Raw genomic sequence first — 21,248 nt, forward strand, 5'->3', positions numbered from 1 at the left:
AAGGTCACTTCGGCGCGCTGGCCGACTCGACCTTCACGGTCCCGGCGATGATGTCCGCCTTCAGCTTCTCGAGCTCGGACTTCAGGGTGGCGTCGACCTTGCTGTCGAAGCTGTGGAACTCGGCGATCGAGACGCCGTTGTTCGACAGGTCACCGACGTAGCCCGGGGTCGCCGACAGGGTCTCGCCCTTGGCGCCCTTGACGACGGCCTCCTTGACGGCCTCCTCGATGTTCTTGATCACGGTGCTCAGGAACACGTCACAGTACTGCGCCGCGCTGGTGCAGCCGTCCTGGTCGACCCAGATGACCGCGACCTTGCCGGCGGAGTCCTTGGCGACCGCGGCGGTGCCCAGACCGGTGCCGCCGGCGACCGGCATGATCACGTCGGCGCCCTGGGAGACCAGGGTCTGGGTGATGCTCTTGCCCTTGTTCTGGTCGCCGAAGTTCTCGGCGAAGCTGCCGTTCTGCGCCTTCTTGTCCCAGCCGAGGACCTGGACGTTCTTGCCCTTGGCGGTGTTGTAGTGCGCGACACCGTCGGCGAAGCCGTCCATGAAGATGGTGACCGGCGGGATCTTCAGGCCGCCGTAGGTGCCGACCTTGCCGGTCTTGGAGTAGCCCGCGGCCAGGTAGCCGGCGAGGAACGCGGCCTGCTGGGTGGCGAACTGCATCGGGTAGACGTTGGGGCTCTCGCTGCCGCTGTCGACGATGGCGAACTGCGACTTGCTGCTCTCCTTCGCGACCTTGGTGGTGGCAGTGCCCATCAGGCCGCCGACCGCGAGGATGAAGTTGCAGCCCTGCGAGACGTAGTTGCGCAGACCGGGCTCGTAGTCGGCCTCGGAGGAGGACGCCACGTACTTCGGGTCGACGTTGGTGGCTTCCTTCTGGGCGGCCTGGATGCCGGCCCACGCGGAGGCGTTGAACGACTTGTCGTCGATGCCACCCGTGTCGGTGACCATGCAGGCCTTGTAGGCGGCCGCGGCGCTGGTGCTGGAGCCCGGCGTGCTCTCCTTCGGCGCCTCGCCACAGGCGGCGGCAGCGAGCGTCAGCCCACCTGCCGCGAGAATCGCCACGATCCGGTTCCCACGTACTGGGCGCAAGACGCCCTCCTTCCGGTGCACACCGAGGTCCTGTTACTCGGGTGAATCTCGGTCGGGAGCGTATCTCCGGGCCAGGACCGAGACCGGACATCGGTACGGACTGTTGGCGCACCGTTATACCGCCGCAATCACCCTGGTGGTGGCGCGTCGCTTTCGGCTGGTTCAGGAGGGAATTGCTCCCGTGACAGGAAACACTGAGTTAACGTTCAGCGCGGCGCCATGCCCGTACGCCGAGCACACCGACGGTCGTCCCGATGGCGAGTGACGCGACGATCAGGACGGCGTGCACCCACAGGAACGAGGTCGGGGCCGAGCCGTCGAAGGAGCGGTCGTCCTTCCAGATCGCCAGCCCGAACCGGGGCCAGATGACCCAGGTCCACACGCCGACCCCGATCAGGAACGCCGCCCAGCGCTTGTTGATCACCACGGGGCCAGTATCCCAGTGCGGTCAGGCGGTCAGTTTCCCGGCTATCCGCCGCCAGCCGGCCAGCACCTCGGCGGGCTCCGGCGGCTCCCCCGGGTACTCCTGGGCCTCCAGTGGCTCGAAGTCCTCCACGTCCGGGTCCTCGGCGGCGGCCCGCACCAGGTCGATCTCCTTGCGGATCGCGTCCACGCCGTCCAGCGGCAGCATCGGCTCCACCACCGCCATCAGGTCGTCGTCGATCACCACTGCCCGGGCCAGCGCGAGCGCGTGCTGGTGCTCGTACGGCCCGCAGACGATCGGCTCCCAGTCCTCCGAGTCGTCCAGCGCGCCGAAGGTGATGACCCACGGCTGCTCGGCGATCGGCGAGCCGGGTGGCAGGTGCAACGTCACGAGGGTGCCCATCGGCCCATCATCGCGGGCGGTCGTGCCGGATCCAGATGTTTTGCCCCACGGGGGCGGTCTTGTCGTCAGCTGACAGATCGACCACCCGGCCGTGCGGGCTGGTCGCCGCCCAGGACGCGCCGAAGAGCAGCAACTGGTTGAAGACGTAGAGGTAGACCAGCGCGCCGACGGCGGAACCGACCAGGCCGTACGCCGGATTGCGCTCCACCAGGCCGACGAACGACTTGCCCACCGTGTTGAGCAGCATGATCCCGATGCCCACCTGGAGCACCGGCGGCGTCATCCGGCGGGCCGTCATCCGCAGCCGGGGCACGGCCGCCAGCAGCGCCGCCGCCAGCAGCATGTTGACCGCGAGCGTGAGCACCCAGCTCACCACCGACAGGGTGGTGGCGAACCCGCCGCCGGCCAGCCAGTGCAGCAACGTCTCCAGCCCGTAGACGGCGAGCTGGGAGAGGGCCAGCAGGAGCAGCAGGCCGACCAGCACCAGCAGGTCGACGGCCTGGCGGACACCGATGTATCCGGGCTGCTCGCGCACCCGCCAGATCAGCCGCTGCGACGACCGGATCGCCTCGACCCAGCCGATGCCGGTGAAGGTGAGGCCGATCAGGCCGACGATGCCGACGCTGGCCTTGCTCTCCAGGATCGCCTGGATGTCGAGGAACGGCAGGTTCTGGTGGAGGAAGTCACGGACCAGATCGAGCAGCTCCACATTGGCAGTCAGCAGCCAGCCGAAGATCGAGTATCCGATCAGCAGCAGCGCGAAGACGGCGAAGAAGCCGTAGTAGGCGATGGCCGCGGCCAATCGGCCACCCTGGACGCTCTCGTAGCGCAGGATCGCCCGGCAGAAGTGGTCGAAGTAGGGCGACCGGTAGCGCACCGCCAGGATCCGGGCCGCGGTCGCGTCATAGGCCCGGTCGATCGGATTCACCGGCCGACCGTATCGGACACGTCAGCTTCCGAGTGGGAAGTCCCGGCGTGGCCGCCAGGGTCCCTCGCCGCCGTGGGAGAACAGGGTGAACGCGGCGACCTCGAAACGGGCCGAGAAATCGGCCAGATCCTCGAAGACCGCGTCCAGCGCCTCCGGCGGCACGTCCTGCGCCACGGTGACGTGCGGATGATACGGAAACCGGGTGTCCCGGTTGACGTCCTCCGAGCGGGTGATCGCCTCGGCCAGCAGCTCGCACTCGCTGATCCCCTGGGCCAGCGTCACGAACACCACCTCGGTGATCGGCCGGAACGTGCCGGTCCCCCGCAGGTGGACGGTGAACGGCTGCTGGGCCGACGCGACCGACTCCAGATGCTTCTCGATCGCCGGCAGCGCGTCGGCCGCGACCTCGGTCGGGCCGAGGAGCGTGACGTGCGCCGGCGTCCAGGCGGCCTGCGGATCGCCGGCCTCCGCACGCCGGCGGGTCAGCGCCGACCCCCACGGCTCGGGGATGTCGATCGCCACGCCGATACGGGTGATGCCCGGCTGGGTCATCCCGGTCAGGCTTCGCGGGCGGGGCTGAGGAAACCCACGTTCCGGTACGCCCGGGCGAGTGTCACCGCGGAGACGGCACGAGCTTTCTCGGCGCCGACCGCGAGCACCTTGTCGAGCTGGGCCGGGTCGTCGAGGTAGAGCTTGGTGCGCTCCTGGATCGGCTTGACGAACTCGACCAGCACCTCGGCCAGGTCCTTCTTGAGGTCGCCGTAACCCCGGCCCTCATACGCCTCGAGCAGCTCGTCGATGGCCCGGTTGGTCAGCGCCGCGTAGATGGTCAGCAGGTTGCTGACGCCCGGCTTGTTCTCCTCGTCGTAGAGGATGTCGCGCCCGGTGTCGGTGACCGCCGACTTGATCTTCTTGGCCGAGCGCGCCGGATCCTCCAGCAGCTCGATGATGCCGTTCGGCGAGGAGGCCGATTTCGACATCTTGATCGTCGGGTCCTGCAGGTCGAAGATCTTCGCGGTGTCCTTCACGATGTACGGCGAAGGCATGGTGAAGGTCTTGCCGAACCGGGTGTTGAACCGCTGGGCCAGGTCGCGGGTGAGCTCCAGGTGCTGCCGCTGGTCCTCGCCGACCGGGACCTGGTCGGCCTGGTAGAGCAGGATGTCGGCGGCCTGCAGGATCGGGTAGGAGAACAGCCCCACGGTCGTGCTGTCCTGCCCGGCCTTGGACGCCTTGTCCTTGAACTGGACCATCCGGCCGGCCTCGCCGAACCCGGTGATGCAGCTGAGCACCCAGCCGAGCTGCGCGTGCTCGGGCACGTGGGACTGGACGAAGAGCGTGCACTGCTCCGGGTCGAGCCCGACGGCCAGCAACTGCGCGGCGGAAATCCGGCTTCGGTTACGAAGGATCTTCGGATCGTGTCCCATGGTGATGGCGTGCAGGTCGACCACGCAGTAGAACGCGTCGTGCGTGTGCTGCATGGCCACCCAGTTGCGCACCGCGCCCAGGTAGTTGCCGAGGTGGAAGGAATCGGCGGTCGGCTGGATGCCGGAGAGCACTCGCGGGCGGCGGGCAACGTCGGACATGGGCGCCATTGTGTCAGCCTCGGCCCGGGATCGGCGAATCCCCTGCCGGGTCACGCCGATGTTCGAACCTGTTGACCTTTGATCGTTTCTGGGGAATTCTAGGATCGTCCGCACAGAGAAAGGGCCACAGTCGTGAAATTGCTCGTCACCGGCGGCGCCGGGTACGTCGGCAGTGTGACCAGCAGGCTACTGCTGGACGCGGGCCACGAGGTGGTCGTGCTCGACAACCTGCGTACGGGGTTCCGCGAGGCGGTGGCGCCGGACGCCACCTTCGTGCAGGCCGACATCGCCGACGCCGCCCAGGTCCTCACCCCGGACGCCGGCTTCGACGCGGTGCTGCACTTCGCCGGCCTGATCGCGGCCGGTGAGTCGATGGCCAAGCCGGAGCTCTACTGGCACGAGAACGTGGTGAAGTCGCTGGCCCTCCTCGACACGATCCGCGCCGCGAAGGTACCGCGGGTGATCTTCTCGTCCACCGCCGCCGTCTACGGCAACCCGGTCGAGCTGCCCATCACCGAGTCCGCGATCAAAGCCCCGACCAGCACGTACGGGTCGACGAAACTCACCTTCGACCTGGCGCTGACCTCGGAGGCGTTCGCGCACGGCCTGGCCGCGGTCTCGCTGCGCTACTTCAACGTGGCGGGCGCCTACATCGCCGAGGACCACGAGATCGGCGAGCGCCACGACCCGGAGACGCACCTGATCCCGATCACCCTCCAGGTGGCCGCCGGCAAGCGGGAGAAGCTGCAGCTGTTCGGCGACGACTACCCGACCGTGGACGGCACCTGCGTGCGCGACTACATCCACGTGGAGGACCTGGCCCGGGCGCACCTGCTGGCCTTGGGCGCGACGGTCGCCGGCGAGCACCGCATCTACAACCTGGGCAACGGCAACGGGTTCTCCAACCGGCAGGTCGTCGAGGCGGCCCGCGAGGTCACCGGCGCGGAGATCCCGGTCGAGATCGCCGCGCGACGCGACGGCGACCCGGCCACCCTTGTCGCCTCCTCCGACCGGGCCCGCGAGGACCTCGGCTGGACCCCGCGCAAGAACACCCTGCACGACATGATCGGCGACGCTTGGACCTTCTACCGGAAGCACGTGGCATGAACAACGTGGGCGAAACCGCGAAAAGGGCGTTCACCGAGGCGTACGGGACCGAGCCGGCCGGGCTGTGGGCGGCGCCCGGACGGGTCAACCTGATCGGCGAGCACACCGACTACAACGACGGCTTCGTGCTGCCCTTCGCGCTGCCGCAGCGGACCGTGGCGGCGGCCGGCCCGGCGCCGGACGGCCGCTGGTCGGTCTGCTCCACACTGGCGCCGGAGCCGGTCTCGTTCGGGGTCACCGAGCCGGGTGAGGTGAGCGGCTGGGGGGCGTACGTCGCCGGGATCGTGTGGGCCCTGCAGGACGCGGGCTTCGAGGTGCCGCCGGCACGGATCGCGATCGCTTCGGACGTACCCCTCGGATCGGGTTTGTCCTCCTCGGCCGCGCTGGAGTCGGCCGTGCTCACCGCCCTGATCGACCTCGGCGGCCTGGAAGTGCCGACGGAACGTCGGCCGGCGATCGCGCAGCGCGCCGAGAACGTGTATGTGGGGGCGCCCACCGGCATCCTCGACCAGTCCGCGTCGATCCGCTGCCTCGCCGGCCGGGCGCTGTTCCTGGACTGCCGGTCCTATCAGGTCGAGCAGATCCCGTTCGACCTGGCCGCCGAGGGCCTGGCCATCCTGGTGATCAACAGCAACGCGCCGCACCAGCACGTCGACGGCGAGTACGGCGAGCGCCGCAAGAGCTGTGAGGCGGCGGCCGCCGCCCTCGGTGTGCCCGCGCTGCGCGACGTCTCCACCGCCGAGCTGACGCAGGCCCTGGAACGGCTCGACGACGACGTGCTGCGCCGCCGGGCCCGGCACATCATCACCGAGAACCAGCGGGTGCTGGACACCGTGTCGCTGCTGCGCTCCGGGCGGGTCCGCGAGATCGGCCCGCTGCTGACCGCCTCGCACGCGTCCATGCGCGACGACTTCGAGATCACCGTGGACCAGGTGGACGTGGCCGTGCAGGCCTCGCTCGAGGCGGGGGCGTACGGCGCCCGGATGACCGGCGGCGGCTTCGGCGGGTGCGTGCTCGCCCTGATCGACACCGACCGTGCCGACGCCACCGCCGCCGCGGTCGCCGACGCCTACCGGCAGCGGGGCTTCACCGCCCCGACCAGCTGGGTGGCCATCGCGGGCCCCGGCGCGGCCCGGATCTGACGCTTCGACGGTTCTGCTGCGGGTATGCCCGGTTCCATGACGACCGAACAGCACCCGCAGCAGAACGAACCCAACGAGTTCGGCTTCGCCGGCGCGGCCACCGGGCCGGAAGCCACCCGGCAGACGTCCACCGAGGGCGACGCGGAAGACATCGCGGTGCCCGCCGACGACCTCACCGGCCCGCTCACCCATGCTCTGGAAGAGGCCACGAGCCACGACGAGAGCTGAGCGGCGGCCACCCATCCGAGGGGCCGGATGGGCCGTTCACCTGATCACCCGCAGGAGCGAGACCAGAGACTCGGCGCACGGCGCCCGACTATCGTGGCGGCATGGGGTTGAGCCCACCGTATCTTCACGATGACACCGAGCGAGGTGTCAGCGTCAGCGCCGAAGCCGCCGAGGACGCCGCCGTCTCCGTGCTCACGGTCCGCGGCCCGTGGGACGCCCGGCTCAGCCTGAACGCGTCCGTGACGCTGCGGCGGTGCTTCACCGAGCATCCGGACGGGCTGATCGTGGACCTCTCCGGACTGTCCGACCCGCACAGTGAGAGCGCTTCCACCTGGATGACCGCCCGGGCCTTCGCGGCGAGCCTCGACCCGCCGGTCCATCTGGCCCTCTGCGTGCCACCCGACCTGCCGCTCGCCGACCGCATGCAGGCCCTCGGCGCGGGCCGTTTCCTGCCCGTCTACGCCAAGGTGCGGCAGGCCCGGGTGGCCCTGGCCGGCCGGATCCCGGGCGACCGGCGGCTGAGCCTGACGCTGCGCTCCGACCCGGAGGCGCCGAGCCTGGCCCGCAACCTGGTCAGCGACGCGTGCCTGTCCTGGGGTCTGGTGCACCTGCTGCACCGCAGCCGGCTGGTCATGTCGGAGCTGGTCACCAACGCGATCGAACACGCCGGCACCGACATCCGGGTGATGGTGAGCCGCCGCGGGGCGGGAGTGCAACTGTCCGTCGCCGACGGCGACCCGCGTCTGCCGCGGATCCTGCCGGTCTCCCGCCCGCGCCCGGACCTGCCGCTCGACGAGCGGGGCCGCGGGCTGCGGACGGTGGCCGGGACCGCCGCCCAGTGGGGCGCCGTCCCGACCGAGACCGGCAAGATCGTGTGGGCCACGCTGGTCAGCGCACCCCGATGACTCCTGTCAGCGCGCCTCTGACTCTTGTCTCAGCGCGCCTCTGACTCTCTCAGCGCGCCTCTGACTCTTGTGTCAGCGCACCTCTGACTCTTGTCTTAACGCGCCTCTGACTCTTGTCAGCGCGCCTCGATGATGATCCCGGCGCCGACCGTCCGGTTGGTGCTCTCGTCGATCAGGATGAAGCCGCCGGTAGTGCGGTTGCGCCGGTACTCGTCGGCGAGCAGCGGCACGGTCGTGCGCAGCCTGACCCGGCCGATCTCGTTGAGGCCCAGCTCACCGGCCGCCTCGTCGCGGTGCAGCGTGTTCACGTCGAGCCGGTACTGAAGGCCGCGCACCACGGTCCGGGCGGTCCGGGTGGTGTGCTTGATCGCATACTTCCCGCCGACCCGCAGCGGGGCCGTCTCGTCCATCCAGCACACCATCGCCTCGATGTCCTGCGCGACGGCCGGCCTGTTCTGCGGGCGGCAGATCATGTCACCGCGCGAGATGTCGATCTCGTCGGCCAGCCGGACCGTCACCGACATCGGCGGGAACGCCTCGTCGACCGGGCCGTCAGCGGTCTCGATCGCCGAGATCGTGCTGGTCAGGCCGGACGGCAGGACCATCACGTCGTCACCCGGCTTGAGGATGCCGGAGGCGACCTGCCCGGCGTAGCCGCGATAGTCGGTGACCGTGGTCGACTGCGGCCGGATCACGTACTGCACGGGGAACCGCACGTCGACCAGGTTGCGGTCGCTGGCGATGTGCACGTGCTCCAGGTGGTGCAGCAGCGACGGGCCCTCATACCACGGGCTGTTCTCCGACCGGGAGGCGATGTTGTCGCCGTTGAGCGCGGAGATCGGGATGATCGTCAGGTCCGGGGCGTCCAGCTTCGCGGCGAACGAGGTGAACTCGTCGGCGATCCGCTCGAACACCTTCTGGTCCCAGTCGACCAGGTCCATCTTGTTGACGCACAGGACCAGATGCGGCACCCGCAGCAGGCTGGTCAGGAACGCGTGCCGACGGGACTGCTCGACCAGGCCCTTCCGGGCGTCGACCAGGATCAGCGCCAGATCCGCGGTGGACGCGCCGGTCACCATGTTGCGGGTGTACTGAATGTGGCCCGGGGTGTCGGCGATGATGAACTTGCGCCGCGGCGTGGCGAAGTAGCGGTATGCCACATCGATCGTGATGCCCTGCTCCCGCTCGGCACGCAGGCCGTCGGTGAGCAGCGCGAGGTTCGTGTACTCGTCGCCGCGGGACGCGCTGGCGCTCTCCACGGCCTCGAGCTGATCCTCGAAGATCGTCTTGGTGTCATACAGCAACCGGCCGATGAGGGTGGACTTGCCGTCGTCGACGCTGCCCGCGGTGGCGAACCGCAGCAGGTCCATGCCCCGGGAGGAGGCGGCGTCAGGCTCGAGAACTGCCTGGCTCATCAGAAGTAACCCTCTCGCTTACGGTCTTCCATCGCGGCTTCGCTGACCTTGTCGTCGCCACGGGTGGCGCCACGCTCGGTGATCCGGGTCGCGGCGACCTCGTCGATCACCTTCTCCACGGTGTCCGCCTCGGAGAGCACGGCCGCGGTCTGCGAGGCGTCACCGACCGTCCGGTACCGCACGCGGCGCACCTCGGAGGTCTCGCCGTCACGCAGCTTGATGAACTCGTTGACCGCGTAGAACATCCCGTTGCGCTCGACCACCTCACGGTCGTGGGCGTAGTAGATGCTCGGCAGCGGGATGTTCTCCTTGGCGATGTAGTGCCAGACGTCCAGCTCGGTCCAGTTGGACAGCGGGAACACCCGGATCGACTCACCGGGGTGGTGCCGGCCGTTGTAGAGCGCCCACAGCTCGGGCCGCTGGTTCTTCGGATCCCACTGGCCGAAGTCGTCGCGGAAGCTGAACATCCGCTCCTTGGCCCGCGCCTTCTCCTCGTCCCGGCGGGCGCCGCCGAACAGGGCGTCGAACCGGTACTTCTCCTGGGCGGCGAGCAGCACCGGGGTCTGAATCCGGTTACGGGTGCCGTCCGGCAGCTCGCGGACCAGGCCGGTGTCGATCGCCTCCTGCACGCTGGCGACCACCAGGTTCAGGCCGAGGGTGGCGACCCGGCTGTCCCGATACTCCAGGACCTCGGCGAAGTTGTGGCCGGTGTCGACGTGCATGACCGGGAACGGGATGCGCGCCGGCGCGAACGCCTTCTCCGCGAGGCGCAGCATCACGATCGAGTCCTTGCCGCCGGAGAAGAGCAGCGCGGGGCGCTCGAACTCGGCCATCACCTCACGCATGATGAAGATGCTCTCCGCTTCGAGTGCATCCAGATGCGATACGCGATAGGGCTTCGTCTGGCTCATGGGTTCTGCTCCCAGACCTTTCTCCGGTGTCGGCCGGGCAGGGCAGACGTCATTGTTACGGAAGATGCCTCTGCAACGCAGCAAGCAACCGAGGAGCGAGATCTTTGCGACAGACAACCAGGTCAGGCAACTTCGGATCGGCCTGGTTGTAGGCCAGTGGGCTGCCGTCCACGCGGGATGCGTGCAGGCCAGTGGCCAACGCCACAGCGACCGGCGCCGCCGAGTCCCACTCGTACTGGCCGCCCGCGTGCACGTACGCGTCCGCCTCGCCGTTGATCACCGCGGCGATCTTCACCCCCGCCGAGCCCATCGGCACCAGCTCGGCGCCCAGATCCTCGGCGAGCGCGGTCACGAACGCCGGCGGGCGGGTCCGGCTGGCCGCGATCCGGATGGCGCCGCCGGTAGCCGACTCCAGCGGCATCGGCGGATAGGCCGGCGCGTGGTCGGTGGCGAGCGTGCAATGCCGGGCCGGCATGGCCACCGCGCCCGCGGTCAGCCGGGCCGGCGCCGACGAGTCGGCCGTCCACAGCGCCACATGCACCGCCCAGTCGTCACGGCCCTCCTCGGAGAACTCCCGCGTGCCGTCCAGCGGATCGACGATCCAGACCCGGTTGGCGCCCAGCCGGTCCGGGCGGTTGCCGCCCTCGGTCCACGCGACCCGGGAGTGGTCGTCCTCCTCGGAGAGCACGGCGTCGGCCGGCCGCCAGCGGGCCAGCTCGGCACGCAGCAGATCGTGCGCGGCCTGGTCACCGGCCGCCTTGAGAGCCTTGCCGTCCTCGTGCCCGGTCTCCGCCCGGACGTGGAGGAGGACCTGACCGGCCCGGTCGGCCAGCCAGCGAGCGAAGGCGGAGTCGTTGACCGGCGGAGTCCCGCCCTCACCGGCGTCGCGCGGACCCGCTATGCGTGCCGACACCTTCGTCTGCTCGCTCATCTCTCGCTCCCTCACTCCAGTACGCGCCTGTCAGTACGCTCCCGACGACCGCACCACGGCGGTCACCGTCCTGAGCAGGATCACCAGATCCAGGCTCAGCGACCAGTTCTCCACATAGCGCAGGTCGAGCCGGACCGCCTCCTCCCAGGAGAGGTCCGACCGCCCCGACACCTGCCAGAGACCGGTCATCCCCGGCTTGACGGCCAGCCGGCGCCGCACGTCGTCGGCATAGGCGGCCGCCTCGGTGGGCAGCGGCGGCCGCGGGCCGACCAGCGACATCCGCCCGGACAGGACGTTCAGCAACTGCGGCAGCTCGTCCAGCGAGAACCGGCGCAGCCAACGCCCGACCGGGGTGACACGCGGGTCGTCGCGGATTTTGAAGAGCACACCGTCGTGCTCGTTGAGGTGCCTCAACTCGGCAAGCCGGGCCTCGGCGTCGACATACATGCTGCGGAACTTGAAGATCCGGAACAATCGGCCATCGCGTCCCACACGCACTTGGCGAAAGAGTACCGGGCCACGTGACGTGAGGCCCACACAGAGCGCCACGGCCAGCAGCACCGGGCCGAGAACGATCAGAAGCAGCAACGCGCCGAGCCGATCCACCAACTCCTTGACCAGCCGCGACCCGCCGTGCAACCGGGGATGCTCCACGTGCAGCATCGGCAGGCCGTCGAACGGCCGGATCGTGGTCCGCGCCCCCGCCACGTCGACGAGCGCACTCGCCACCACCAGGTCCACCTCGTCGCGCTCCAGCCGCCAGGCCAGCCTCCGCACCGACGCGCCGTCCAGCTCCGGGCAGCTCAGCACCACCACCGTGTCGGCGTCCGCCTGCTCCACCGCGGTCGCCACGTCCTCGAACGAGCCGTAGACCGGCAGATCAGGCAGCCCGATCCCGTCGGCGCCCGGCGGCAGACACGCGCCCACCACCTCCAGCCCGTGATAACGCTCGCGGCGCAACTGCCGGGTGATGCCGATGACCGACAGCTCGTGACCGACCACGATCACCCGTCGGAGGTTCTCGCCCCGCGCCCGCGACAGATGCAGCCGCTTACGCAACAGGAACCGCAACACCACGATCGCGGCGATCGCCAACGGGAAGGCCACCAGGACATAGGACCGGGCAAGATCCAGATTCAGGGCGTACGACACGACGGCCGCCCCGCCGATCAGGCCCGCCCCACCCCGCAGCACCCGCTGGTACTCGTCCGAGCCGACGAACAGATACCGCCGCTCGTAGGCCCGCGCCGCCACCAGGACCAGCAACAGCGCCACCGGCATCAACGCCGAGCAGACCAGGTACATCCGGTTCCAGACGGTGACCGCATCCCCGAAACGGACGACGAACGTGCCCGCCCCCGCCACCACACCGGCACTCAGATCGGTCAGCACGAGCGCCCGCAGATAACGGCGCTCCCAGTCCTGCCGCCGCGACAACACCGCATGCCGGCCACGGCCCCGCAGAAACGGGCGCGCCGCCATCGAACGGTTACGGGCCGGCGACACATGCCGCACCGACGCCTGATTACGGGCCCGGTCGGGCTCACCCCGTACCGCCTGCGGCCGGGCATTCTCCACACCCGCCGCCGGGACCGGAATCCGGGTGTTACGCCCGCTCCGGCGCTCCGCCGGACGCTGCGGCCCCCGATTGACCCCCGCTGACCTGCTGTTTTTCCCGCCACGCGACGCCGGCCGGGTGGCCGTGGGTTCGGTCAACGCGTCCGCCCGGTCCTCGGACACGTCCTGCGACATCCTCGAGCCCTCCCCGTCACGTCGGCCACGCACCGAAATTCGTGCGTCCGAGTGACCAACGGTCGGGCCGCGAGTGCGTCACGGCGTCGTCAGGGGGTGATCAACTTCCGTGGTACTTGTTCTGCGCCCACTCGACACCCTCGACGACGATCGCTTCCACCACGTCGGCCGCCCGGTCCACCAGGAAGTCCAGCTCCTTGCGCTCCGACGCGGAGAAGTCGGAGAGCACATAGTCGGCCGGTTCCTGCCGTCCCGGGGGCCGGCCGATGCCGACCCGCACCCGCGCATACTCCTTGCTCGCGAGTGACTTCGACATCGAGCGGAGCCCGTTGTGACCGCCCTCGCCCCCGCCCCGTTTCGCCCGTACCTGCCCGAACGGCACATCCAGCTCATCATGCACCGCGATCACCTGAGCCACCGGGACTTTGAAGAACTGCGCCAGCGACACCACCGGAGCACCCGACAGGTTCATGTACGTCAGCGGCTTGAGCAGAATCACCTTCGGGCCACCGAAACCCAGACGGCCCTCCGCCACCTCGGTCTGCGCCCGCTTCGCCCGGCCGAACCTCGCACCCGTCCGCGACGCCAGCAGATCGGCCACCATGAAACCCACGTTGTGCCGGTTACCCGCGTACTCCCGGCCCGGATTACCCAGACCGACCACCAGCCACGGCGCCTCGTCGCTCACTTCCCCTGCCTCCACATGCACATCAGGGAAAGTGCCGCCCGGCACTTTCCCTGATATCTGGCTTACCGCTGCTGCGAGACGGACCTACTCCGCGCTCTCGCCCTCCGCCGGGGTCTCACCCTCGGCCGGGGCCTCCTCGTTCGACTGCGCCGCGTTGACCACCGCGAGCACCGTGTCGGCGTCGACCGCCAGCTCCACACCCTTCGGCAGCTTCACGTCGCCGGCGGTGACGTGCGAACCCGCCTCCAGGCCCTCGATCGAAGCCTCGAGCTCGGACGGCAGGTGCAGCGCCTCGGCGACCACGGCAACCGTGTTCGACTCGTGGACGATCAGGGTGTTCTTGGCGGCCTCACCGGTCAGGGTGACCTGGATGTCGACCTGGATCTTCTCGCCACGCTTCACGATGAGCAGGTCCACGTGCTCGAACGTGTCACGGATCGGGTCACGCTGGATCGCCTTCGGCAGGGCCAGAGTCGCACCCGAGTTGCCGGCGATGTCGATGGTGAAAATCTGGTTGATGCCGCCGTGGCGGATGGCGGCCGCGAACTCACGGGCCGGCAGAGCGATGTGCTGCGGCTTCTCGCCGTGGCCGTACAGCACGGCAGGCACGAGGCCGGCCCGGCGCGTGCGGCGAGCACCACCCTTGCCGAACTCGGTGCGGGGCTCGGCGCTGATCTTTACCTCGGACACGGGGAAACTCCTGAAACTCTTCGATGCGGGCTGCGTAAGTCTGCGGCTGCGGTATCCGGCAGTGCTGCGGTGGCGACCCTCGGCGGTGCGGCCGCCTCGGGCAACGGTGTTTCGGCGCTGCCGGGCAAGGGGGCGCGCTGGGCACAGGCCCGGAGCACCGCGTCGATGACGGCGCCTCGAGCGGGCTGCGAACCTCAACAGCCCACGAAGCACCCTCGCCGTGGCAACCGCACTAGCTTACCTGCCACGATCGTGCATCGGTCAGCGGGTCCGCCCGGCTCGCGACGCCTGCGAAAAAACCACCTCACTGATGCAAGTTGCATCAGTGAGGTGGGGTGGAACCAGACGTGCAGGTCAGCTCAAACCACCGAACAAAGTGGTCACCGAGCCATCGTCGAACACCTCACGGATCGCCCGCGCCAGCAACGGCGCGATCGACAACACAGTGATCTTGTCGAGACGCTTCTCCGGAGACAACGGCAACGTGTTCGTCACCACCAACTCACTGATCCGGCTGTTCTTCAAACGCTCCGTCGCCGGATCCGACAGCAACGCGTGCGTCGAGGCCACGATCACATCAGCAGCACCCTCCTGGAAGAGGATGTCCGCCGCCTTCGCGATCGTCCCACCCGTGTCGATCATGTCATCGACGATCAGGCACACCCGGCCCTCGACCTCACCGACCACCCGGTTCGCCACCACCTGATTCGGCTTCAGCGGATCACGAGTCTTGTGGATGAACGCCAGCGGGCAACCACCCAACCGGTCCGTCCACCGCTCAGCCACCCGCACCCGGCCCGAATCAGGCGCCACCACGGTCATCGGCCGGCCCGCATACTTCTTCTGCACGTAATCGGCCAGCGTGTCCATCGCGAACAGGTGATCCACCGGACCGTCGAAGAACCCCTGGATCTGCGCCGTGTGCAGATCCACCGTCAGAATCCGGTTGGCGCCCGCCGTCTTCAGCAGATCAGCCACCAGACGAGCCGAGATCGGCTCCCGGCCACGGTGCTTCTTGTCCTGCCGCGAATACGGATAGAACGGCAACACCACGGTGATCCGCTTCGCCGACCCACGCTTCAACGCGTCGATCATGATCAGGGTCTCCATGACCCACCGGTTGACCCCCTCGGTCACCGACTGGACGACGAACGCGTCCGAGCCACGAACCGAGTCCTTGAACCGAACGAAGATCTCCCCGTTGGCGAACTCATACGAATCCGACGGCGTCGGCGCCACGCCGAGCACCTGGCCGATCTCCTCAGCCAGCTCGGGGAAACCCCGGCCGGAGAAAAGCATCAGACTCTTACGGTTCTCGGCGACGATGCTGCCCATCGACTCGCTGCTCCCGTGGTTAGGGGGTGGGTTCGCAGTGAAGTATCCCTTGCGGCAACGTAACCGCCACGTTTCGAGGCCCCCGCGTGGGATGGCTCACCCCGACTGGATCACTCCTGGTCAGAGGTGATATCCGCAGCCTCGGCAGCAGCCGCCGAAACAGTGCCCGGCCGCTTACGGACCGTCCAGCCCTCGATGTTGCGCTGCTGAGCACGCGTCACACCCAGACTCCCCGCCGGCACATCCTTGGTGACAGCGCTACCGGCCGCCACATACGCCCCCGGACCGATCTCCACCGGCGCCACCAGCACCGAGTCCGACCCGACGAACGCGGCCTCACCGACAGTGGTGTGCGACTTCCGCACACCGTCGTAGTTGGCGAAAATCGTGCCCGCCCCGATATTGGCCTTCGCACCGATCGTCGCGTCACCCACATAGGTCAGGTGCGGCACCTTCGCACCCTCACCCAACTCGGCGTTCTTCGCCTCGACAAAACCACCGATCTTCGACTTCGCCGCCAGACGAGTCCCCGGACGCAAGAACGAGAACGGCCCCACCGACGCCGACGGCCCCACCGACGCACCGATCGCATGCGTCCGCAACACCGTCGCGCCGGCCGCCACCGTCGTATCGATCAACGTGGTGTCCGGCCCCACGACCGCACCCGTCGCCACCGAACTCGAACCGAGGATCTGCGAATTCTGATCCACCACAGCATCCGGCTCGAGAGTGGCCGTCACATCGATCCAGGTCGTCGCCGGATCCAGCAACAACACACCCGACCGCATCCACGCCCCGTTGACCCGGTCACGCATCAACACCCGCAACTGCGCCAACTCGGCCCGATCGTTGCAGCCCAGCGTCTCGACCCACGACTCGGCCACCTCGATCGCCACCCGATGGCCCTGAGCGGCCAGAATGCCGAAGACGTCGGTCAGATACTCCTCGCCCTGCGCATTGTCCGTCGACAGCTTGCCGAGCGCCTCACGCAACAACACCGCGTCGAACGCGTAGATCCCCGAGTTGATCTCACGGATCCGGCGCTCCTCGTCGGACGCGTCCTTCGCCTCGACGATCCGCTCCAGACCACCGTCCGCGCCCCGCACGATCCGGCCCAGCCCGCCCGGCACCTCCACCTCGGCGCTCAGCACCGTCGCCGCCGCGCCGGCCCGCTCGTGAGTGGCCAGCAGCATCTCCAGCGTCTCCGGGCGCAGCAGCGGGACGTCGCCGCTGAGCACCACCACGGTGCCGGTCAGGTCGGGCGTCGACTCCAGGGCGATCCGCACCGCATGCCCCGTGCCGTTCTGCTGGGCCTGCAGCACCGGGGTCGCCTCCGGTGCCACCTCGGCCAGGAACGCGGTGATCTCGTCGGCCTTGTGCCCGACGACCACCACCGTCCGGTCGGTCTTTATCGCCGCCGAGGTAGCCAGCACGTGACCGAGCAGAGTGCGCCCGAGCAGGGGCTGCAGCATCTTGGGCGTCGCGGACTTCATCCGCTTGCCCTCACCGGCGGCGAGGACGACAACGGTACGGCTGGGGGCCTGACTCACGCGGTAGCTCCATCGTTAGCAGTGGCACCTTGTGCATGGGCGGCAGTCCACCGCCCGCAAACCTCAGGCGCTCTTACCACAAAAGTTGCTCGGCCGCCAGGACTCGAACCCGGAAAGCTAGGACCAAAACCTAGAGTGTTGCCAATTACACCACGGCCGACTGGTACCGAAGACAGACTAGCGTCTCGCCTCGGCACCACCATAAGTGGACGTTGCCTCACGGATGATCGCCTTCATCACGCCCTCCATCCGCCAGTACAGACTCCGGCACTTCGGCACGGTAATCGTGAGGCATCCGTGGTAATCGTCCCCGACGTTGTGCCGACGCGTCCGAGGGACATGCGCCTTGATCGTCGGCTTCAGGAATCGGTCGCGAGGCACGGCCAACTCCGCCGCCCACCAGTCAGCGGCGGCCGCCGGATCGGCAGTCTCATGAATGTTCACGCGAAACCCCAACTCCTCGACGCGATATCCACCGAGCTCCAGAAAACGCAGGTACAGCGCAAGCAGGCCGGGATCGCTGTTGATGAAGATCAGGTTGTCGCGGCGTGCCCACGGCTTGGACTTCGCGCCCTCGCACCAATACGCGACAGCACCCAGCAGGAGCACATCTCGATCCGACAGAGAACCCACGGCACGCGCTGCCTCGGCCCAGACGTCGGACTGCTGCTGATCGCGCTGTTTCCGGAAGTCGTCCCATCGGCCCGCGATCCGCTTCTCGGCCAGCGCCCGCTTCTCTCGCGCCCGCTCACTGTCGCGGTCAAGCGGCACGTGTCCGACCCAATTGAATGCTGTCGACTTCGCGACACCGAGCTTCGCCGCGATGTCGTTGATCGACCAGCCCGCCTCGCGCAGATCCACCGCCTCCCGCCGCAACTCGTCCTTGGCGTTGGGCCGCCGGGTCCACTCCGGCGGCTCGATGCCCCGCAGCCAATCGGTCAGCGTCCCGTTGCTGACGCCGAAGATCTTCATGAGCTGCGACCGGGACAGCCCCGGATCAACCCGGAGCCGCCGCGCCTCGGCCCGCATGTCGCCCTGGCGACTAGTTGCCACATCACTAGTAGTCATGGTTCGAGGTTAGAGCGTTTTCGAGTCGGGGTGTAAGCGCCGGAATGTGCCAACCCTGGCAGGATGGCCGGGTGACCGAGCGCCAGGAGATCGATGAAAAGCAACGACGGGTGCGGATGCCCGCCGCGCAGCGCCGGGAGCAGTTGATCACGGTCGGCCGGCAGCTCTTCGCGGAGCGGGGTTTCGATGCCACCACCGTCGAGGAGGTGGCGGCTCGGGCCAAGGTGTCGAAACCGGTCGTCTATGAGCACTTCGGCGGCAAGGAGGGGCTGTATGCGGTGGTCATCGACCGCGAGGTGCGGGCCCTGCTCGATCGGATAACGGCCGCGCTCACCGCGGGTCATCCGCGGGAGCAGTTGGAGCAGGCGGCGCTGGCGCTTCTGGATTACATCGATGAGGAGCCGCACGGGTTTCAGGTGCTGGTCCGTAATTCGCCGGTGTTGTCGGCGTCCGGCAATTTCTCCAGTGTGATGAATGATGTCGCTCATCAGGTGGAGCACATCCTGGGTGCGGAGTTCAAGAGCCGGGGGCTGGATCCGCGGTTCGCCGAGCTCTATTCGCAGGCGCTGGTGGGGATGGTGGCGCTGGTCGGGCAGTGGTGGCGGGAGGCGCGGAAGCCGAAGAAGGAGATGGTTGCCGCGCATCTGGTCAATCTGGCGTGGAACGGGTTGTCGCATCTGGAGCCGAAGCCGGGATTGCAGACGCGCCGGGGCCGCTGAGTGCGGGCCCGGCGCGTGTGGGGTTGCTGCTGGTCAGGCGGTGCGGCCCTCGCGGACCTGGCGCGGGGCGCCGGCCTGTGACCGGGGGGCGGTCTTGCTGTACAGGCTGACCGTGATCAGGAGGAGGCCGGCCAGGTAGGTGACGATGACGGTGGACATCGTGAACCCGAAGAAGTTGACCTCGTCGGTGCGCAGCACGCAGAGCGAGAAGCTGCCGAGGACGAGCAGGCCCCATCCGAAGTATTGATTGACGGCGACGTCGATGTTGCGGCCGACGGCGGTGCCGAGCAGGACGAGTGCGCCGACGGCGAGCGAGATGATGGACCAGAGGACGTTGCTGCCCTGGCCGAGGGCGCGTGCGCCGGGGCCGGTGAAGGCCTCGCCGGACGTCGAGATGAACCCGATGATGCCGAATGCCACCAGGTAGGCGCCGACGACGAAGCCGACGATCCGGTAGATCGGCCGAAGCGGGTGATTGACCGGGGTGTGCGCCATGGTTCCGTCTCCAAGGTCAGGTGTCTACGAGCAGATTCTCGCGTATCCCCGACAAGCGGCGCAGGCACACCCCCCTGATCAGCTTTCGGACACCTGCTCGGCCAATGCGAGCCAGGCTTCCTCGGTTTCGGCCTTCTCCTGCTGGACGGCCTTGAGTTGGGCTTCCAGCTCGATGAGTTTGTCGTAGTTGCTGCCGTGCACGGCGAGGCTTTCGTTGATCTTGGCCTCTTTGTCGGACAGCTTCTCCATCTGTCGTTCGAGCCGGGCCAGATCCTTTTTCGCCTGGCGGAGCTCGCCGGCGGAGAGGCCACTTGCGGCCGGCGTCGCTTGCGCAGACCCCTTCGCCGGTACGGCCGGAGTGCCGGGAGTGGCGACGCGAGAAAGATACTCGTCGATGCCGCCGGGCAGGTGCACGAGGCGTCCGTCGCCGAACATGCCGTAGACCTTGTCGGTGACCCGCTCGACCAGGTATCGGTCGTGGCTGGCGACGACCATCGTGCCGGGCCACGAGTCGAGCAGGTCCTCGAGGGAGGCGAGGGTGTCGGTGTCGAGGTCGTTCGTCGGCTCGTCGAGCAGGAGCACGTTGGGCTCGGTGGCGAGCAGGCGCAGCATCTGCAGTCGCCGGCGCTCGCCACCGGACAGGTCGCTGACCGGTGTCCAGATGCGTTTGTCGGTGAAGCCGAAGACCTCGGCGAGCTGGCCGGCCGAGAGCTCCCGGTCGCCGAGTCTCACCCGTTTCGCGACCTCTTCCACCGCTTCCAGCAGGCGCAGGTGCCCGGGTAGCTCCTTGAGCTCCTGGGAGAGGAAGGCGGGCCGGACCGTCGAGCCGGTGACCAGGCGGCCGCCGTCCGGCTCGGTGACGCCGGCGAGCAGGCGCAGCAGTGTGGTCTTGCCGGCTCCGTTGGCGCCGAGGATCGCGATCCGGTCGCCGGGGCCGACCTGCCAGGTCAGCTCCGGGAAGATCGTTTTGGGCCCGGCGTTGAGCTCGACCGCCTCGAGGTCGTAGACCTGTTTGCCGAGCCGGGTGGTGGCGAGGCGTTGCAGACTGACCTGGTCGCGGACCGGCGGCACGTCGGCGATCAGCTCGTTGGCCGCGTCGATGCGGAATTTCGGCTTCGACGTGCGGGCCGGCGGGCCGCGGCGCAGCCAGGCGATCTCCTTGCGCAGGAGGTTCTGCCGGCGGGCCTCGATGGACGCGGCGATCCGCTGGCGCTCGGCGCGCGCCAGGATCCAGGCGGCGTAACCGCCCTCGTAGGTGTGCACCTGCTCGTCCACGACCTCCCAGGTCATGGTGCAGACGGCGTCGAGGAACCAGCGGTCGTGGGTGACCACGAGCAGCGCGCCGCGGCGGGTCAGCAGGTGTTTGGCCAGCCAGTCGACGCCCGCAACGTCGAGGTGGTTGGTGGGCTCGTCGAGGATGAGCAGGTCGCTCTCGCGGACGAGGAGCGCGGCCAGGGCGACGCGGCGGCGCTCGCCACCGGACATCGGCCCGACCGGGGTGTCCAGTCCGAGATAGCCCATGCCGAGGCCGTCGAGGATCGTGCGGACGCCGGCGTCGCCGGCCCACTCGTGCTCGGCGCCCATGCTCTGCGGCAGCCAGGCGGTGCCGAGCACGACGTCACGCACTGTCGCCTCGCCGGAGAGGGCGAGTGACTGGGGCAGCGACGCGACGCGCAGGTCACGGCGGTGGGTCACCCGGCCGGAATCCGGCTCCTCGGATTTGGCGAGCATGCGGAGAAGGGTCGATTTACCTGCGCCGTTGAGACCCACGATGCCGATGCGGGCGTCGTCGTCCAGCCCGAGTGACACGTCGGTGAGCAGCTGACCGGCAGCTCCATAACCCTTGCTGACCCGGTCCAGGTTGATGATGTTGGCCACG

The 21,248-nt window shown here is 68.6% G+C and carries 22 protein-coding genes and 1 tRNA gene; 5 read left to right on the forward strand and 18 right to left on the reverse strand.

Annotated features, from left to right (window positions below):
- Positions 1–4: 4 nt before the first annotated feature.
- From BM290_RS30260 to trpS, 6 genes are all read right to left on the reverse strand, one after another.
- Positions 5–1,096 carry a BMP family lipoprotein gene (locus BM290_RS30260; RefSeq protein WP_093619372.1) on the reverse strand — a complete coding sequence of 364 codons (1,092 nt, stop codon included), beginning with the start codon at positions 1,094–1,096 and terminating at the stop codon, positions 5–7.
- A 199-nt stretch (positions 1,097–1,295) separates the two neighbouring features.
- Positions 1,296–1,523: an SCO4848 family membrane protein gene (locus BM290_RS30265; protein ID WP_093619299.1), complete on the reverse strand. Its 228-nt coding sequence runs from the start codon at positions 1,521–1,523 to the stop codon at positions 1,296–1,298.
- A gap of 21 nt (positions 1,524–1,544) precedes the next feature.
- Complete coding sequence (locus BM290_RS30270; protein WP_093619300.1) at positions 1,545–1,922, reverse strand: hypothetical protein; 378 nt, start codon at positions 1,920–1,922, stop codon at positions 1,545–1,547.
- 7 nt (positions 1,923–1,929) lie between these two features.
- Positions 1,930–2,850 (reverse strand): YihY/virulence factor BrkB family protein, encoded by a 921-nt coding sequence (locus BM290_RS30275; protein WP_093619301.1) that lies wholly within the window; start codon positions 2,848–2,850, stop codon positions 1,930–1,932.
- A gap of 21 nt (positions 2,851–2,871) precedes the next feature.
- Positions 2,872–3,402: a 2'-5' RNA ligase family protein gene (locus tag BM290_RS30280; protein WP_093619302.1), complete on the reverse strand. Its 531-nt coding sequence runs from the start codon at positions 3,400–3,402 to the stop codon at positions 2,872–2,874.
- 5 nt (positions 3,403–3,407) lie between these two features.
- On the reverse strand, positions 3,408–4,433 hold the full coding sequence (trpS, locus tag BM290_RS30285; protein WP_093619303.1) for a tryptophan--tRNA ligase: 1,026 nt from the start codon (positions 4,431–4,433) through the stop codon (positions 3,408–3,410).
- Between the two features lie 132 nt (positions 4,434–4,565).
- Between trpS and galE the strand changes: the two genes are divergently transcribed.
- From galE to BM290_RS30305, 4 genes are all read left to right on the forward strand, one after another.
- Positions 4,566–5,540, forward strand: coding sequence for a UDP-glucose 4-epimerase GalE (gene galE / locus BM290_RS30290; protein ID WP_093619304.1), 975 nt, complete (start codon positions 4,566–4,568; stop codon positions 5,538–5,540).
- Positions 5,537–6,682, forward strand: a complete 1,146-nt coding sequence (gene galK / locus BM290_RS30295; RefSeq protein ID WP_093619305.1) for a galactokinase — start codon at positions 5,537–5,539, stop codon at positions 6,680–6,682. The genes galE and galK overlap by 4 nt, the downstream gene beginning before the upstream one ends.
- 36 nt (positions 6,683–6,718) lie before the next feature.
- Positions 6,719–6,910: a hypothetical protein gene (locus tag BM290_RS30300; protein ID WP_093619373.1), complete on the forward strand. Its 192-nt coding sequence runs from the start codon at positions 6,719–6,721 to the stop codon at positions 6,908–6,910.
- A gap of 101 nt (positions 6,911–7,011) precedes the next feature.
- Positions 7,012–7,815, forward strand: coding sequence for an ATP-binding protein (locus tag BM290_RS30305; RefSeq protein WP_093619306.1), 804 nt, complete (start codon positions 7,012–7,014; stop codon positions 7,813–7,815).
- Between the two features lie 116 nt (positions 7,816–7,931).
- On the opposite strand, the gene cysN is transcribed toward BM290_RS30305, so the two are convergent.
- From cysN to BM290_RS30355, 10 genes are all read right to left on the reverse strand, one after another.
- Positions 7,932–9,230 (reverse strand): sulfate adenylyltransferase subunit CysN, encoded by a 1,299-nt coding sequence (gene cysN / locus BM290_RS30310; RefSeq protein ID WP_093619307.1) that lies wholly within the window; start codon positions 9,228–9,230, stop codon positions 7,932–7,934.
- Positions 9,230–10,141, reverse strand: a complete 912-nt coding sequence (gene cysD, locus BM290_RS30315) for a sulfate adenylyltransferase subunit CysD (protein WP_093619308.1) — start codon at positions 10,139–10,141, stop codon at positions 9,230–9,232. Before cysD ends, cysN begins: the two co-directional genes overlap by 1 nt.
- A gap of 55 nt (positions 10,142–10,196) precedes the next feature.
- Complete coding sequence (locus tag BM290_RS30320; RefSeq protein WP_093619309.1) at positions 10,197–11,072, reverse strand: 3'(2'),5'-bisphosphate nucleotidase CysQ; 876 nt, start codon at positions 11,070–11,072, stop codon at positions 10,197–10,199.
- Between the two features lie 30 nt (positions 11,073–11,102).
- On the reverse strand, positions 11,103–12,824 hold the full coding sequence (locus BM290_RS30325) for a sugar transferase (protein ID WP_093619310.1): 1,722 nt from the start codon (positions 12,822–12,824) through the stop codon (positions 11,103–11,105).
- 100 nt (positions 12,825–12,924) lie between these two features.
- Positions 12,925–13,512 carry an aminoacyl-tRNA hydrolase gene (pth, locus tag BM290_RS30330; RefSeq protein WP_093619311.1) on the reverse strand — a complete coding sequence of 196 codons (588 nt, stop codon included), beginning with the start codon at positions 13,510–13,512 and terminating at the stop codon, positions 12,925–12,927.
- Positions 13,513–13,596: 84 nt separating this feature from the next.
- A complete protein-coding gene (locus BM290_RS30335) occupies positions 13,597–14,202 on the reverse strand; it encodes a 50S ribosomal protein L25/general stress protein Ctc (protein WP_093619312.1) in 606 nt (201 codons plus the stop codon).
- A gap of 354 nt (positions 14,203–14,556) precedes the next feature.
- Positions 14,557–15,537: a ribose-phosphate diphosphokinase gene (locus BM290_RS30340; RefSeq protein WP_093619313.1), complete on the reverse strand. Its 981-nt coding sequence runs from the start codon at positions 15,535–15,537 to the stop codon at positions 14,557–14,559.
- A gap of 110 nt (positions 15,538–15,647) precedes the next feature.
- Positions 15,648–17,087: a bifunctional UDP-N-acetylglucosamine diphosphorylase/glucosamine-1-phosphate N-acetyltransferase GlmU gene (gene glmU / locus BM290_RS30345; RefSeq protein WP_093619314.1), complete on the reverse strand. Its 1,440-nt coding sequence runs from the start codon at positions 17,085–17,087 to the stop codon at positions 15,648–15,650.
- Positions 17,088–17,175: 88 nt separating this feature from the next.
- Positions 17,176–17,247 (reverse strand) — tRNA-Gln (locus BM290_RS30350).
- A 17-nt stretch (positions 17,248–17,264) separates the two neighbouring features.
- Positions 17,265–18,155, reverse strand: a complete 891-nt coding sequence (locus BM290_RS30355) for a helix-turn-helix domain-containing protein (RefSeq protein ID WP_093619315.1) — start codon at positions 18,153–18,155, stop codon at positions 17,265–17,267.
- A gap of 116 nt (positions 18,156–18,271) precedes the next feature.
- Here BM290_RS30355 and BM290_RS30360 point away from each other — a divergent pair, with 116 nt between their 5' ends.
- Positions 18,272–18,874: a TetR/AcrR family transcriptional regulator gene (locus tag BM290_RS30360; RefSeq protein ID WP_143134005.1), complete on the forward strand. Its 603-nt coding sequence runs from the start codon at positions 18,272–18,274 to the stop codon at positions 18,872–18,874.
- A gap of 33 nt (positions 18,875–18,907) precedes the next feature.
- Here BM290_RS30360 and BM290_RS30365 read toward each other — a convergent pair whose 3' ends face one another.
- Both BM290_RS30365 and BM290_RS30370 read right to left on the reverse strand, forming a co-directional pair.
- Entirely contained in the window at positions 18,908–19,369 is a 462-nt protein-coding gene (locus tag BM290_RS30365; RefSeq protein WP_093619317.1) for a DUF4383 domain-containing protein, read from the reverse strand.
- Positions 19,370–19,447: 78 nt separating this feature from the next.
- Positions 19,448–21,247, reverse strand: a complete 1,800-nt coding sequence (locus BM290_RS30370) for an ABC-F family ATP-binding cassette domain-containing protein (RefSeq protein ID WP_093619318.1) — start codon at positions 21,245–21,247, stop codon at positions 19,448–19,450.
- Position 21,248 lies beyond the last annotated feature (1 nt).

The sequence above is a fragment of the Actinoplanes philippinensis genome, assembly GCF_900113015.1.
GTDB classification, from domain to species: Bacteria; Actinomycetota; Actinomycetes; order Mycobacteriales; family Micromonosporaceae; genus Actinoplanes; species Actinoplanes philippinensis.

What these genes read in the sequence shown, in the direction of transcription:
- cysD (WP_093619308.1), bottom strand. Translation starts at nt 10,141, where the DNA reads ATGAGCCAGACGAAGCCCTATCGCGTATCGCATCTGGATGCACTCGAA.
- BM290_RS30300 (WP_093619373.1), top strand. Translation starts at nt 6,719, where the DNA reads ATGACGACCGAACAGCACCCGCAGCAGAACGAACCCAACGAGTTCGGC.
- BM290_RS30325 (WP_093619310.1), bottom strand. Translation starts at nt 12,824, where the DNA reads ATGTCGCAGGACGTGTCCGAGGACCGGGCGGACGCGTTGACCGAACCC.
- cysN (WP_093619307.1), bottom strand. Translation starts at nt 9,230, where the DNA reads ATGAGCCAGGCAGTTCTCGAGCCTGACGCCGCCTCCTCCCGGGGCATG.
- BM290_RS30365 (WP_093619317.1), bottom strand. Translation starts at nt 19,369, where the DNA reads ATGGCGCACACCCCGGTCAATCACCCGCTTCGGCCGATCTACCGGATC.
- trpS (WP_093619303.1), bottom strand. Translation starts at nt 4,433, where the DNA reads ATGTCCGACGTTGCCCGCCGCCCGCGAGTGCTCTCCGGCATCCAGCCG.
- galK (WP_093619305.1), top strand. Translation starts at nt 5,537, where the DNA reads ATGAACAACGTGGGCGAAACCGCGAAAAGGGCGTTCACCGAGGCGTAC.
- BM290_RS30305 (WP_093619306.1), top strand. Translation starts at nt 7,012, where the DNA reads ATGGGGTTGAGCCCACCGTATCTTCACGATGACACCGAGCGAGGTGTC.
- BM290_RS30355 (WP_093619315.1), bottom strand. Translation starts at nt 18,155, where the DNA reads ATGACTACTAGTGATGTGGCAACTAGTCGCCAGGGCGACATGCGGGCC.
- BM290_RS30320 (WP_093619309.1), bottom strand. Translation starts at nt 11,072, where the DNA reads ATGAGCGAGCAGACGAAGGTGTCGGCACGCATAGCGGGTCCGCGCGAC.
- BM290_RS30360 (WP_143134005.1), top strand. Translation starts at nt 18,272, where the DNA reads ATGCCCGCCGCGCAGCGCCGGGAGCAGTTGATCACGGTCGGCCGGCAG.
- BM290_RS30340 (WP_093619313.1), bottom strand. Translation starts at nt 15,537, where the DNA reads ATGGGCAGCATCGTCGCCGAGAACCGTAAGAGTCTGATGCTTTTCTCC.
- BM290_RS30270 (WP_093619300.1), bottom strand. Translation starts at nt 1,922, where the DNA reads ATGGGCACCCTCGTGACGTTGCACCTGCCACCCGGCTCGCCGATCGCC.
- BM290_RS30280 (WP_093619302.1), bottom strand. Translation starts at nt 3,402, where the DNA reads ATGACCCAGCCGGGCATCACCCGTATCGGCGTGGCGATCGACATCCCC.